This is a genomic window from Arthrobacter sp. TMN-50, assembly GCF_054511125.1.
In genome coordinates this window covers 57,869-70,217 of the sequence record NZ_JBTNDG010000013.1, presented here as the reverse complement: position 1 = coordinate 70,217, position 12,349 = coordinate 57,869, and the positions used below count along the sequence as shown (strand labels likewise).

Sequence of the window (12,349 nt, the reverse complement as noted above, 5' to 3'; positions counted from 1 at the left end):
ACAGCGCCGATGGTACTGCACCCGAGAGAGTGTGGGAGAGTAGGACACCGCCGGACAACCATTAGACGAAAGGCCCCACCCCACGGTGGGGCCTTCCGCACTTAACCACCAGAGCACCAACCAGACTCTCAGGTCAATACGCCTAGGCCCTACAATGGGTAGGGCGGCGACGGATGCCGCCCACATAGATTCATAGAGAAACCGAGCGGTCACCGCATTCAGTGCCGGCCCGCTCGTAATGAGAGGAACCGCGCAGCCATGGCCGACCAAGACCGCAACCACGGAGCGGACCGGGGAGAACGACGGCCCGATCGAACAGGCACCCAGGGCGGCCGGTCCTTTGACAGGCAAAGCGACTCCCCCCGAAGCTCTTCCTCCCGCGATGACAGGTCGGCCGGATACCGGGGCGGGCGCCCTGCCACCGGTGGATCGTCGGCTGGGCGTGACGGCCAGCGAGGTGGGTCGTCGGCTGGTGGCCGGAACGCAGGTGGTTCCTCTGCCGGTCGTGGATCCGCTGGCGGCCAAAGCCGGGGCGGAAGTCCCCGTGACGAGAACCGTGGTGGGTCCGAGCGGACCGAAAGCGGAAAACGCTCCTTCAACGCCCGGGATCTCCGTAGCGCCAACCGGCCCGACCGCGAACGGTCACCGGACATCGATGAAGACGTCACCGGTGCAGAGCTGGACCGGGTCACCCGCGCGCAGATCCGTAACCTTGAGGAAAAGAGCGCCGAGTGGGTGGCACGCCACCTGGTGATGGCCGGACGCCTCCTGGAAGACGAGCCCGAACTGGCCTTCCAGCATGCACTGGCCGCCAGCCGCCGCGGGGGCCGGCTCGCCGTCGTCCGCGAGGCAGTGGGCCTGACGGCGTACGCAGCGGGGCACTATGGTGAGGCGCTCAGGGAATTCCGCACCTACCGTAGGATCAGCGGGTCCAATGATCATCTACCGGTGATGGCCGATTGTGAGCGTGGGCTGGGACGCCCGGATCGCGCACTGGATCTGGCGCATTCTGAAGAGGCTGAAGGCTTGAGCTCTGCAGGCAAGGTCGAACTTGCGATGGTGGTGTCGGGCGCGCGCTCGGACCTGGGCCAACTCGAGGCAGCCGTCGCAGCCCTGGAGATCAGCCAGCTGGACCGAAATCGGGCGTTCAGCTACAGCCCGCGGCTTTTCCGCACCTACGCTGAAGCCCTTGCAGCAGTGGGTCGTACCGCTGAGGCCGAGCAGTGGCGACGCCAGGCGGCGATAGCTGACAGCGCCCTGGGGCTGGGTGACTTCGCCGAGCCCGACATCCTGGATCTCGCCGGTGACGAGGATGAGGTACCTGATGCCTCGGCCGCCCGCCGTCGGGTGGCCTCCGCGCCGGCGAGCAGCCCAGGCAGCGCCTCGGTGACCGAACGTCACTCCGGTGCTGACGATGAGAACGCCAATGACAATGGAAATCACCACGGTTCCGAAGCAGACGACGGTCGCGCGGTCGGCATGAAATCGGCCGGGCAGGAAGCGGCGGAAGCCGCAGCAGCCCAGGAACCAGTGGAAGCGGTAGACCTCCCCGAGGGCGAGCCAACAGGCGAGCCCACCGAGGAGACGCCCCGTGCGCCGGTCACCTGGCGTTCGCTGAATCGGCCCGCCCCCGTTCGCACACGTGCCGGCGACGGGCAGGACACCGAAGGGCACCATGACTGAGGCTTCCCTGATCTCGTCCTACGACGCGCTGCTGGCAGATTTGGATGGCGTTGTCTACGCGGGACCCAACGCCATCCCTGGCGCGGTGGAGTCCCTGGAGCGGCTGGCCGGCATCGACGTTGCCCTGGCGTACATCACCAACAACGCGTCCCGGTCAGCGGAACAAGTCGCAGCACACCTCCGCGAGCTGGGTGCCCCGGCAACGGCCAGCCAGGTCTTCGGGTCGGCGTTCGCCGGGGCGGAGCTCCTGGCCTCACTGGTCCCCGCCGGATCATCTGTTCTGGTCACCGGCAGTCAGACCCTGATCGACCAGGTCAAGGCCCAAGGGCTGGTCCCGGTGACGTCGGCCGACCCAGTTCCGGCAGCGGTGATCCAGGGATTCGACCCCGGCCTGGGCTGGAGGGATCTCGCGGAGGCAGCCTACGCGGTAACGGGCGGCGCGGTGTGGGTAGCAACCAACACGGACCTCTCCATTCCCCAGCTTCGCGGAATCGCCCCAGGGAACGGGTCGCTCGTCAATGCGGTCAGCGCCGCCACCGGGAAGACCCCCGCCGTCGCCGGCAAACCCGAAGCGCCGTTGTTCACCACAGCAGCCAGGCACCTCGGTGTCTCCCAACCACTGGTGGTCGGGGACCGGCTCGACACCGACATCCTGGGCGGCAATCGCGCCCAAATGGACACCGCCCTGGTGCTCACCGGCGTCGATACCGTACGCGCGGCGCTGGCGGCAGTCGCCGACCAACGCCCGACGTTCCTCCTGGCGAGCCTCGCGGGCCTGTACGATCCGTATCCGGACATCACCCACAGCGACGGCGTGTACCGGTGCGGTACGTCGTCGGCAACAGTCGAAGACGGTACCGTCCACCTGACCGGCGGCGCCGATAGCCTCGACACTTGGCGTGCTGCCTGCAGCGCCTGGTGGAGCGCCAACCCTGAAACTGCGATTGCCGCTTTGCCCACCCTGCGATCCGAAGGCAGCACGGTTCTCGACGACCCCGTGGGCCGCCGATGACCGGCGACCATCCGGGCGCGCCGTCGCCCGAGGAGCCGTCGCCCCAGGACATCTTCGATGAGCAGGCGACTGACGACGACGGCCCGGCGTTCCCGCCCGGGACCGGCGGTACCGGGGACCCCAGCGTCGATGGGCTGACCTCTCGGATGGCGAGCATCCCTGAACTGCCGATTGACGCACACAACACGCTCTACACGGGGCTCCACGACGGACTCCTCGCCGAGCTCAACGCCGATCCGTCCGCAGACCATGACGCGTCTTGACCAGGCACTGGTGGCGCGCGGACTCGCGCGCTCCCGCTCACACGCCGCCCAGCTCATCGCCGCCGGCAGGGTGCGCCGCGCCGGCGGCGTCCAGGCGAAGGCCGCAGCCAAAGTAACGGAGGCCGACCAGCTGACCGTCGACGACGGCGGAGTCCCCGACTACGTCAGCCGTGCCGGTGTGAAGCTCGACGGTGCGCTGCGGGCCTTCGACGCCATCGACGTCACCGGCAAGCGGTGCCTCGACGCTGGTGCGTCCACTGGTGGGTTCACCGAGGTGCTACTCAGGGCTGGCGCGTCGCACGTGGCTGCTGTCGACGTCGGACATGGACAGCTGGTCGACCAGTTGCGCTGGGACCCGAGGGTCGACGTCGTCGAAGGCCAAAACGTTCGTCAGCTGGAGGCGAAGGACATCGGCGGCCGGGTGGACCTGACGGTCGCGGACCTGTCCTTCATTTCCCTTACCCTGGTGGTGCTGCCGCTCGCTCAGGCAACCAAACCCGGCGGCGACATGGTCCTGCTCATCAAACCCCAATTCGAGGTGGGCAAAGGGAAACTGAACTCCAGCGGGGTAGTAGCAACGGACGATGAACGACGTCGGGCGGTCGGGCTGGTGGTCCGCCATACCCTGGGACACGGGCTGGAGGTCGCCGGGGTGATCCGTAGCCAACTGCCGGGCCAGGACGGAAATGTCGAGTTCTTTGTGTGGATAACCGTGCCGTCCGGCCCGATGGTGCCTAGGATCGAAGAGGAGCTTGATCGCATGACCCGGCAGGTGCTGGACTCCAGCCCTGCTTTTATCGATGCCAGGCTGGTGACCGGCCCGCCAGACGGCGCACGGGATACGACGGAGCTTCAATGACACGACGGATACTGGTTCTCGCCCACACCGGGCGACACGATGCGATGGCCGCTGCCCAGGAAGCCTGCACTCAGGTACACCAGTCAGGGCTGATCCCCGTGATGAGGGCCGAGGAACTCAAGGACATTCAGGACGAGTACGGGGTGCTGACCGCGCCCACCGAGACGCTCGGCGTCGACGTCGCCCTCGACGAGGTGGAACTGGGCATGGTGCTCGGCGGTGACGGAACCATCCTGCGCGCCGCGGAACTGGTGCGCGGCTCGGAAGTCCCGCTGCTCGGCGTCAATCTGGGCCATGTGGGATTTCTTGCCGAAAGTGAGCGCGCCGACCTGGCCGAGACGGTGCGCCGCGTCGTGGACAGGGATTACACGGTCGAGGAGCGCATGACTATCGACGTCCAGGTGTGGCGGGGCGACGTCCTCGTCGCCCAGACCTGGGCCCTGAACGAGGCGGCAGTGGAAAAGGCCAGCCGTGAACGGATGATCGAGGTGGTGATGGAGGTGGATGGCCGTCCACTGAGCTCCTTCGGCTGCGACGGCGTGGTGATGGCGACCCCCACCGGATCGACCGCCTACGCGTTTTCCTCGGGCGGACCAGTGGTCTGGCCCGAGGTGGAGGCGCTCCTGATGGCGCCGATCAGCGCCCACGCCCTGTTCACCAAGCCCCTGGTGATCGCGCCGACGTCGGTGCTCGCCGTCGAAATTCTGACCCGCACCGATGCGGCGGGCGTCCTCTGGTGCGACGGACGACGCACCGTCGACCTGCCGCCGGGAGCCAGGGTGGAGGTGCGCCGCGCCAGCACCCCGGTCCGCCTGGCCCGCACCCAGCTGACCCCTTTCTCGGAACGTCTGGTGAAGAAATTCTCCTTGCCCACCCAGGGCTGGCGTGGCCCTACGAGCCATGCAGGAGGCACCGGACAGTGATCGAAGAAATCCGTATCCGCGACCTTGGCGTCATCACCGATGCCACCCTCCACCTCGCTGGCGGGTTTACCGTGGTGACCGGCGAAACCGGTGCCGGTAAGACCATGGTGATCACCGCCCTGGGCCTGTTGCTGGGCGCCCGGGCCGACGCCGGTGCGGTGCGCCTTGGCGCGAAGGTGGCCTCCGCCGAAGCGGTCCTGCGGATTGCGCCGCACAGCACCGCGGCACTGCGTGCCGCGGAAGCCGGAGGTGAGCTCGACGAAGCAGAGGGGTCAGCCGAACTGATCGTCGCGCGCACGGTCAACAGCGATGGGCGGAGCCGCGCCTACGTTGGTGGGAGATCTGCTCCCGCCGGGGTGCTCGCGGAGCTGGGATCCGCGCTGGTGGTCGTCCACGGGCAGTCGGACCAACTGCGGCTAAAGACCGCCGCCGCCCAGCGCGAAGCGCTCGACAAGTTCGCCGGAGCCGACCTTACCGAGGTGCTGGGGGGCTACCAGGTGAGCTATCGGCGCCTGCAGGAAGCCACCACCGAGCTGGAGCAGCTGCGTGCCGACTCCCGGGAACGACTCCGCGAAGCCGAATCGCTGCAGACCGCGCTCGAGGAGATCGACGCGGTGGCACCGCAGCCCGGCGAGGATGACACGCTGAAAGCCGAATCCATGCGGCTGGGTCACGCCGAGGAGCTCCGGGTCGCGGCGTTCAAGGCACACCAGGCGCTTGTCTCGGGGGAATTCGCCGATGACCAGGACGCCACCGTGCTTGTTGATGCAGCGAAACGTCAGCTGGAGTCGGCGGGGGACCACGACCCCCACCTCGCCGCGCTGGCAGGTCGACTCGCCGAGGTGGGCTACATTCTCACCGACATTTCAGCCGAGCTCTCCGGCTACAGTGCCTCCCTCGATAGCGACGGGCCGGGTCGGTTGGCCGAGGTCGAATCCAGGCGGGCCGATCTGGCCGTCCTGGTCCGCAAATACGCGCCCAGCATCGACGAGGTGCTGGAGTGGGCTGAGGCGGGACAGGTTCGGCTCGGTGAGCTGGGCGACGATTCGACCAGGATCGACGCGCTCGGCGAGGAGATTGCCGCCCTTGAGCAGACCGTAGCCGGGCAGACGACAAATCTCACGGCTTTACGCACCAGCGCCGCTGCCACCCTGGCGGAGCGGGTCACGGAGGAACTTTCCGCACTAGCAATGGCTGCTGCCAGCCTGATCATCGATGTGGCGCCGGGCGAGCGTACCCTGTTCGGCGCCGACTCAATCGGCTTCCTCCTGCAGCCGCATCCCGGGTCCGCGGCCCGCCCGCTGGGGAAGGGGGCGTCAGGTGGTGAACTCTCCCGGGTGATGCTCGCCATCGAGGTGGTGCTTGCCGCCGTCGACCCGGTACCCACCTTCGTTTTCGACGAGGTGGACGCAGGCGTTGGCGGCAAAGCGGCAGTCGAGATCGGGCGTCGGCTGGCCATGCTGGCCGAACACGTCCAGGTCATTGTGGTCACCCACTTACCCCAGGTGGCGGCATTCGCTTCCCAGCACATCCGTGTGACGAAAAACTCCTCGGCCACGGCGGCGGGCGACGGTGTCACGGCCAGCGACGTCGAAGTCCTCCCCGAAGCCGAGCGGGTGCGGGAGCTGGCACGCATGCTGGCCGGCCAGGAAGAATCGGCGACCGCGCAGGCACACGCCGAGGAACTACTCGCAGACGCAGCGCGGACCGTGTCGAAGTGCTAGGCTCAAACTCCGTGGTGCAATCAACAAATTCCCGGTTCCAGAAGTCCGCAAAGACTACCAAGCACGTCTTCGTGACGGGCGGCGTGGCCTCCTCTCTCGGGAAGGGACTCACCGCTTCAAGCCTCGGCCACCTCCTTCGTGCGCGTGGCTTGTCAGTCACGATGCAGAAGCTCGACCCGTACCTCAACGTGGACCCGGGCACCATGAACCCGTTCCAGCACGGCGAGGTCTTCGTGACCGACGACGGCGCCGAAACGGACCTCGACATCGGCCACTACGAGCGCTTCCTCGACGAAAGCCTCGACGGCTCGGCGAATGTCACTACCGGCCAGATCTACTCGACGGTCATCGCGAAGGAACGCCGCGGCGAGTACCTCGGCGACACGGTCCAGGTCATCCCGCACATCACCGACGAAATCAAGCGCCGGATGCGGCTGCCCTCCGAGCCGGTCGACGCCAAGAAGGCACCCGACGTCATCATCACCGAAATTGGTGGCACCGTCGGCGACATCGAATCGCAGCCGTTCCTTGAGGCAGCCCGCCAGGTCCGCCAGGACATCGGCCGCAACAACGTATTCTTCCTGCACGTCTCCCTGGTCCCGTACATCGGCCCTTCGCAGGAACTCAAGACCAAGCCGACCCAGCATTCGGTGGCGATGCTCCGGTCCATCGGTATCCAGCCGGACGCGATCGTCATCCGTTCGGACCGCGAAATCCCCGACACCATGCGGGAAAAGATCGGGCGCATGTGCGACGTCGACGTCGACGCCGTCGTGAACGCCGCCGACGCCGCGAGCATCTACGACATCCCGAAGACTCTGCACGCCCAGGGGCTTGACGCGTACATCGTGCAGTCCCTGGATTTGAAGTTCAAGGACGTCAACTGGACCAAGTGGAACAAGCTCCTGGACGCCGTCCACCACCCAAAGCACACGGTGGAAATCGCCCTCGTCGGCAAGTACATCGACCTGCCGGACGCGTACCTGTCCGTCACCGAGGCACTGCGTGCCGGCGGGTTCGCCAACAAGTCCAAGGTCATCATCCGCTGGGTGCCCTCGGACGAGTGTGACACCCCCGAAGGAGCTGCGAAGGCCCTCGACGGCGCCGACGCCATCTGCGTGCCGGGCGGCTTTGGTATCCGCGGCCTCGAAGGCAAGCTGGGCGCCCTCAAGTACGCCCGTGAAAACTCGGTACCCACGCTCGGACTTTGCCTCGGACTGCAGTGCATGGTCATCGAATACGCCCGCAACGTCGTCGGTCTCGAAGGCGCATCATCGAGTGAGTTCGATCCCGACACCCAGTACCCGGTCATCGCGACCATGGCAGAGCAGCTGCACATTGTGGACGGCGACGGCGACATGGGCGGCACCATGCGCCTCGGCCTTTGGGAGGCGAAGCTCGACGAAGGCTCGGTCATCGCCCGCACCTACGGGAAGACCACCGTCAGCGAACGGCACCGCCACCGCTACGAGGTCAACAACGAGTTCCGCGACCAGATCTCCGCCGCCGGCATGGTGTTCTCCGGCACATCCCCCGACGGCAAGCTGGTCGAGTTCGTCGAACTCCCCAAGGAAACCCACCCGTACTACGTCTCCACCCAGGCCCACCCCGAGCTGAGCTCACGGCCCACCCGACCGCACCCCCTGTTCGCCGGACTGGTCAAGGCTGCGCTGCTCCGCCGCGGGGTCAAGGCCTGACATGAGTCACGGCCAGAACGTGGGCGGTTCCTCGGCCGAGCTGCTGGGGGACCAGCGGAGCCCCCGGCGGTTGCTGGACTCCAGGGTGGTCTACGAGGGCAGGATCTGGAACGTCGTCAGCGACACCTTCTCGCTCACTGACGAAAACGACGGCGAGCCGCTGGTGCGCGACTACATCGAGCACCCCGGCGCCGTTGCCATCCTCGCCATGAACGACGCCGGGCAGGTACTCCTGATCAACCAGTACCGCCACCCGGTGCGGATGACACTCTGGGAGATCCCGGCGGGTCTGCTGGATGTTCCCGATGAGGACTTCGTTGCTGCCGCCGCCCGGGAGTTGGCTGAGGAAGCCGATCTGACGGCCGAGCGGTGGAACGTCCTGACCGACCTGTTCCTGTCGCCCGGGTCATCCAGCGAGGCGCTGCGCATTTACCTGGCGCGCGGCGTCGCCGAAATTCACCCCGACGCACGCCACGAACGTATTCATGAAGAAGCCGAGATCGAGCTCGCATGGGTGGACCTCGACGCCGCCGTCGCCGCCGTCCTGGCTGGCCGGATCCACAGTCCCTCAGCGGTTGCTGCCATCCTCGCCGCAGCGGCGGCAAGCGCGGCAGGGTACGAAGAGCTGCGGCCAGCCGACGAACCCTGGCCCGAACATGCCAGCCAGCACCGCACCTGGCCCAACGGATCGGTCCTGAAGAACTCACCATGACGGCGCCTGCAACACGGACCGTGGCCGACGAGCTGCGGGAGACCGTCTCCGGACGGCTCATGAGCGAATATCTCCAGCACATGGCTGTGGAACGCGGATTGTCGATCAACACCCTAGCCGCGTACCGGCGGGACCTGCTGCGGTACCACCGGTTCCTTGCCGCCCGATCAGTCACCGAGGTCCAACGGATCACCCGCCACGACATCTCGGCCTTCGCGCAAGCCCTCTCCACCGGATCGGATGGGCTCGCCCCGTTGAGCCCGCGCTCCGCGGCGCGCACCGTCGTCGCCGTCCGCGGCCTGCACCGGTTCTGGGCTTTGGAGGGCATTTGTACCGCCGACCCGGCGCACGATGTGCACCCCCCGATCGCCGGGAAAAGACTCCCCAAAGCCATCTCGGTGGATGAAGTGACCCGCATCCTGGAGGCGGTGAACACTGACACGCCCGGGGGCCAGCGGGACCGCGCGCTTCTCGAGTTCCTGTACTCCACCGGCTCGCGGATCAGCGAGGCGGTCGGGCTCGACGTCGACGACGTGTCAGCGGACCAGGCGCTGGACGGGCCCGCCGTCGTCCGTCTGTTCGGCAAGGGCTCCAAGGAGCGGATGGTGCCGCTGGGCTCGTATGCGGCGAAGGCCATCGACTCGTACTTAATCCGGGCGAGACCCGCTCTCGCGGTTACCGGCAGGGGGAACCCTGCACTGTTCCTCAACCTGCGCGGTGGGCGGCTGAGCAGGCAGAGCGCGTGGACCATCCTGAAGTCGGCGGCCGAGAAGGCGGGGGTCACCCGTGAGGTGTCACCGCACACCCTGCGGCACTCTTTTGCCACACATCTGCTGGAGGGCGGCGCCGATGTGAGGGTGGTGCAGGAGTTACTGGGGCACGCCTCGGTCACCACCACCCAGGTCTACACGCTGGTCACTGCGGATACGCTCCGCGAGGTATATGCTGCTGCGCATCCACGCGCACTCTAATCCGGGAACTGTGTAACCTCGACGAGCCCGCTGGAAACTAACGGTGCATGAACAGGTTACTCACTCCAGGGGGGCCAGTGTTGCAGCATGACGAAGGCGTTTTTGCCGCAATCCACAGAGAGCATCGCCCGCGCGTTTTCAACTACATTCACCGCAGGCTCAACAGCCGCGAAGCCGCTGATGAGCTGACCAACGACGTGTTCCGCGTCGCCTGGCAGCGCAACCCGGATCCCGCAGAGCTGACCATCGCCTGGCTGCTCGCCGTCGCGCACCACCTGATCGGTAACGAATACCGACGGCGCGAGCGCTCCGAGCAGCTCATGCAACGCATCCGATCCACAGCAGTCCTGCAATCCAGGACCGCGCAAAGCGCCCAGCAGCACACGGTGGCGGACGCCTTGCTGCAGTTGCGGGACAAGGAACGGGAGATCCTTCTGCTCGCCTACTGGGACGACCTGAGCGTCGCGGACATCGCCCAGGTGCTCACCTGTAGCCCGTCCGCAGCAAAAGTCCGCCTGCACCGGGCACGCAAGGCGTTCGCCGCACTGCTACCCACATCACTGATGGCCGAGGGAGTTGCCTGAGATGGACCGCATCGAAGACCTGATCCGGGGACTTGACCCGGTACGTGCCGAGGACCGGGCGGGCAGACCACCCGCCATCAGTCCCGCAACTAATCTTGCTGCTGAGACTGATCCTGAAGTGATCACCGCTTTCCGCCCAGTGACGGCAGCGGACGAGGACGACGCCAGGGTATTCAGCGACGACCGTCCAGTCGTAGTCCCGCTGGTGCGGAGGCGGCCCGTCGTCGTGCTTGCCGGTGCTGCTGCTGCGGCAGCCGCGGTGGCGGGCGCGATTGCGCTGGGCAGCACCATGGGAGTTCAGAGTCCGCTGCCAGCGGGTACCACTGATCCCGCGCCGCGCCCCAACCCGACAACGGTCGGTGACGGCACGGACGACCCCGCCCCTGAGCCCACCGGAAACCCCACTGTTGACCCCGTCGCTGAGCCGATGGCCGAGCCGGCCCCTGATCCCACTGGTGTACCCACCGGCCCCCCAGCCGACGCCGGCTGCCAGCCACAGGACGTTGAGCTGTTGGTGGAACAGGGCAGCGACTTCGCCTCACTCACGCCTTGGACCACCAATCCGCAGTACTACCCGGTCATCGGGTGCACCGATGAGTGGATGTCGATGGACATGACCGAGGAAGGGTATGCAGTGGAAGGCAAGGACGGCGGTAACGCCTGGTTCTTCATCGCGAAACGAGTCGATGGTCAGTGGATCATCGATCCCGATACGTATGGAGCGATCCTCCGGTGGGAATTCGTCATGGAGGACCTCGATCGGACGCCCCAGGAACTGATGGATCAACGGTTCATCGATGCAGGCATCCCGGTGGAACTGCGGGAAGAACTGGTGGGTGCGGGGCCCACCGCCGACGACCTGGTGCGGGGCCTCGACGCTCCCGAGCTGGGCCTGCCTTACAAAATTCCGCTGGGCTGGGGGATCGTCGACGTGGCCGGTGGCTACAATCTTGCCGACACCAGCGGGAACGTCGTCACCACCCTGCTGCGGTCCCGTGAATCGGGGATCGGCGGCGCTTGTACGGAGGCGCCGGTGGCATGGCGTGAACTGCGGTCGGTCCCGGTATCGATTGATACCCCGAGCGGTCCGGTGAGCGCCAGGTTCACCCTGCGGGTCTTTGAAGGTGATCAGCTGGTCGGGGCGACCGGCCTGGTACTGGCCGATGCGCCGTCGTCGGGCGAGGGATGCATGCTCTACAACGCCATCTCCACCCCGGCCGTTGGCTTGCTCTCCCTGACGAGTGAGTTCCAGCTTTCACCCTATGAGGAAGGTAACGGGACGGTTTTCCCCTCCCCGGCGGATGCCGAAGCATACGCCGCGTCGGCCGAGTTCGATGCCCTGGCGACCATCGCCGACTCGATAGTCATCAGAGACTGAAAGTCCCCGCCTTTGGCGGGGTTTCATGAGGCTACACTTGGGCCTGATGAAACCCCGCCCCGTTGCACTGTGCTTCCTGTTCCGTGAGACCGCGGCAGGGAGCGAAGTGTTGCTTGGTCTGAAGAAGACGGGGTTTGGTGCCGGACGGATCGTGACGCTGGGTGGGGGAGTCGAACCCGGCGAAACCGAGGCCGAAGCGGCGGTGCGGGAAGTCGCTGAGGAGTCCGGCGTCGTCGTCGTCGAATCCCGGCTGACCCGGCTGGGAAGGATCCGCTGGAGGTTCCCGTCGCAGCCAGCCGCCAACATGGATGCGGCGATCTTCACCGCCGTCGAATGGACCGGGACCCCTCGGCCGACGACCGAGGTGGAGCCCGCCTGGTATCCGGTGACTGACCTGCCGTGGGACGGCATGTGGGATGACGCGCGGCACTGGCTCGGGTCGGTGATCGACGGGACCCCCCTGGATGTGCTCGTCACCCTCAATTCCGACAACGAAACGGTGCTCAGCGCCGTCTTCGCCACCCTCGATCCCTAGGTAGGGGA

At 66.6% G+C, this 12,349-nt stretch carries 12 protein-coding genes; all 12 read left to right on the top strand.

Features of this window, described 5'->3' with window-relative positions; translation table 11 throughout:
* Window positions 1-258 precede the first annotated feature (258 nt).
* The 12 genes from ACX80A_RS13190 to ACX80A_RS13135 all read left to right on the top strand — a co-directional run bounded on the left by ACX80A_RS13190 (window position 259) and on the right by ACX80A_RS13135 (window position 12,341).
* Window positions 259-1,683, top strand: a complete 1,425-nt coding sequence (locus tag ACX80A_RS13190; RefSeq protein ID WP_459260205.1) for a hypothetical protein — start codon at window positions 259-261, stop codon at window positions 1,681-1,683.
* On the top strand, window positions 1,676-2,695 hold the full coding sequence (locus ACX80A_RS13185; RefSeq protein ID WP_459260204.1) for an HAD-IIA family hydrolase: 1,020 nt from the start codon (window positions 1,676-1,678) through the stop codon (window positions 2,693-2,695). Before ACX80A_RS13190 ends, ACX80A_RS13185 begins: the two co-directional genes overlap by 8 nt.
* Window positions 2,692-2,958 (top strand): hypothetical protein, encoded by a 267-nt coding sequence (locus tag ACX80A_RS13180; RefSeq protein WP_459260203.1) that lies wholly within the window; start codon window positions 2,692-2,694, stop codon window positions 2,956-2,958. Before ACX80A_RS13185 ends, ACX80A_RS13180 begins: the two co-directional genes overlap by 4 nt.
* Entirely contained in the window at window positions 2,945-3,817 is an 873-nt protein-coding gene (locus ACX80A_RS13175; protein ID WP_459260202.1) for a TlyA family RNA methyltransferase, read from the top strand. The genes ACX80A_RS13180 and ACX80A_RS13175 overlap by 14 nt, the downstream gene beginning before the upstream one ends.
* On the top strand, window positions 3,814-4,740 hold the full coding sequence (locus ACX80A_RS13170) for an NAD kinase (protein ID WP_459260201.1): 927 nt from the start codon (window positions 3,814-3,816) through the stop codon (window positions 4,738-4,740). The genes ACX80A_RS13175 and ACX80A_RS13170 overlap by 4 nt, the downstream gene beginning before the upstream one ends.
* Complete coding sequence (recN, locus tag ACX80A_RS13165) at window positions 4,737-6,464, top strand: DNA repair protein RecN (RefSeq protein ID WP_459260200.1); 1,728 nt, start codon at window positions 4,737-4,739, stop codon at window positions 6,462-6,464. The genes ACX80A_RS13170 and recN overlap by 4 nt, the downstream gene beginning before the upstream one ends.
* Entirely contained in the window at window positions 6,458-8,161 is a 1,704-nt protein-coding gene (locus ACX80A_RS13160; RefSeq protein ID WP_459260199.1) for a CTP synthase, read from the top strand. Before recN ends, ACX80A_RS13160 begins: the two co-directional genes overlap by 7 nt.
* A 1-nt stretch (window position 8,162) precedes the next feature.
* Complete coding sequence (locus ACX80A_RS13155) at window positions 8,163-8,873, top strand: NUDIX domain-containing protein (RefSeq protein WP_459260198.1); 711 nt, start codon at window positions 8,163-8,165, stop codon at window positions 8,871-8,873.
* Entirely contained in the window at window positions 8,870-9,844 is a 975-nt protein-coding gene (gene xerD, locus ACX80A_RS13150; protein WP_459260197.1) for a site-specific tyrosine recombinase XerD, read from the top strand. The genes ACX80A_RS13155 and xerD overlap by 4 nt, the downstream gene beginning before the upstream one ends.
* A gap of 77 nt (window positions 9,845-9,921) precedes the next feature.
* The gene (locus tag ACX80A_RS13145) at window positions 9,922-10,428 is read left to right on the top strand and encodes an RNA polymerase sigma factor (RefSeq protein WP_459260196.1); all 507 of its coding nucleotides are present in this window, start codon (window positions 9,922-9,924) and stop codon (window positions 10,426-10,428) included.
* Window position 10,429: 1 nt separating this feature from the next.
* On the top strand, window positions 10,430-11,806 hold the full coding sequence (locus tag ACX80A_RS13140) for a hypothetical protein (RefSeq protein WP_459260195.1): 1,377 nt from the start codon (window positions 10,430-10,432) through the stop codon (window positions 11,804-11,806).
* 46 nt (window positions 11,807-11,852) lie between these two features.
* A complete protein-coding gene (locus tag ACX80A_RS13135) occupies window positions 11,853-12,341 on the top strand; it encodes an 8-oxo-dGTP diphosphatase (RefSeq protein ID WP_459260194.1) in 489 nt (162 codons plus the stop codon).
* The last annotated feature ends 8 nt before the right edge of the window (window positions 12,342-12,349 follow it).

Coding starts and splice junctions, on each gene's coding strand:
- ACX80A_RS13190 (WP_459260205.1), top strand. CDS start 259: ATGGCCGACCAAGACCGCAACCACGGAGCGGACCGGGGAGAACGACGG.
- ACX80A_RS13185 (WP_459260204.1), top strand. CDS start 1,676: ATGACTGAGGCTTCCCTGATCTCGTCCTACGACGCGCTGCTGGCAGAT.
- ACX80A_RS13180 (WP_459260203.1), top strand. CDS start 2,692: ATGACCGGCGACCATCCGGGCGCGCCGTCGCCCGAGGAGCCGTCGCCC.
- ACX80A_RS13175 (WP_459260202.1), top strand. CDS start 2,945: ATGACGCGTCTTGACCAGGCACTGGTGGCGCGCGGACTCGCGCGCTCC.
- ACX80A_RS13170 (WP_459260201.1), top strand. CDS start 3,814: ATGACACGACGGATACTGGTTCTCGCCCACACCGGGCGACACGATGCG.
- ACX80A_RS13155 (WP_459260198.1), top strand. CDS start 8,163: ATGAGTCACGGCCAGAACGTGGGCGGTTCCTCGGCCGAGCTGCTGGGG.
- xerD (WP_459260197.1), top strand. CDS start 8,870: ATGACGGCGCCTGCAACACGGACCGTGGCCGACGAGCTGCGGGAGACC.
- ACX80A_RS13140 (WP_459260195.1), top strand. CDS start 10,430: ATGGACCGCATCGAAGACCTGATCCGGGGACTTGACCCGGTACGTGCC.
- ACX80A_RS13135 (WP_459260194.1), top strand. CDS start 11,853: ATGAAACCCCGCCCCGTTGCACTGTGCTTCCTGTTCCGTGAGACCGCG.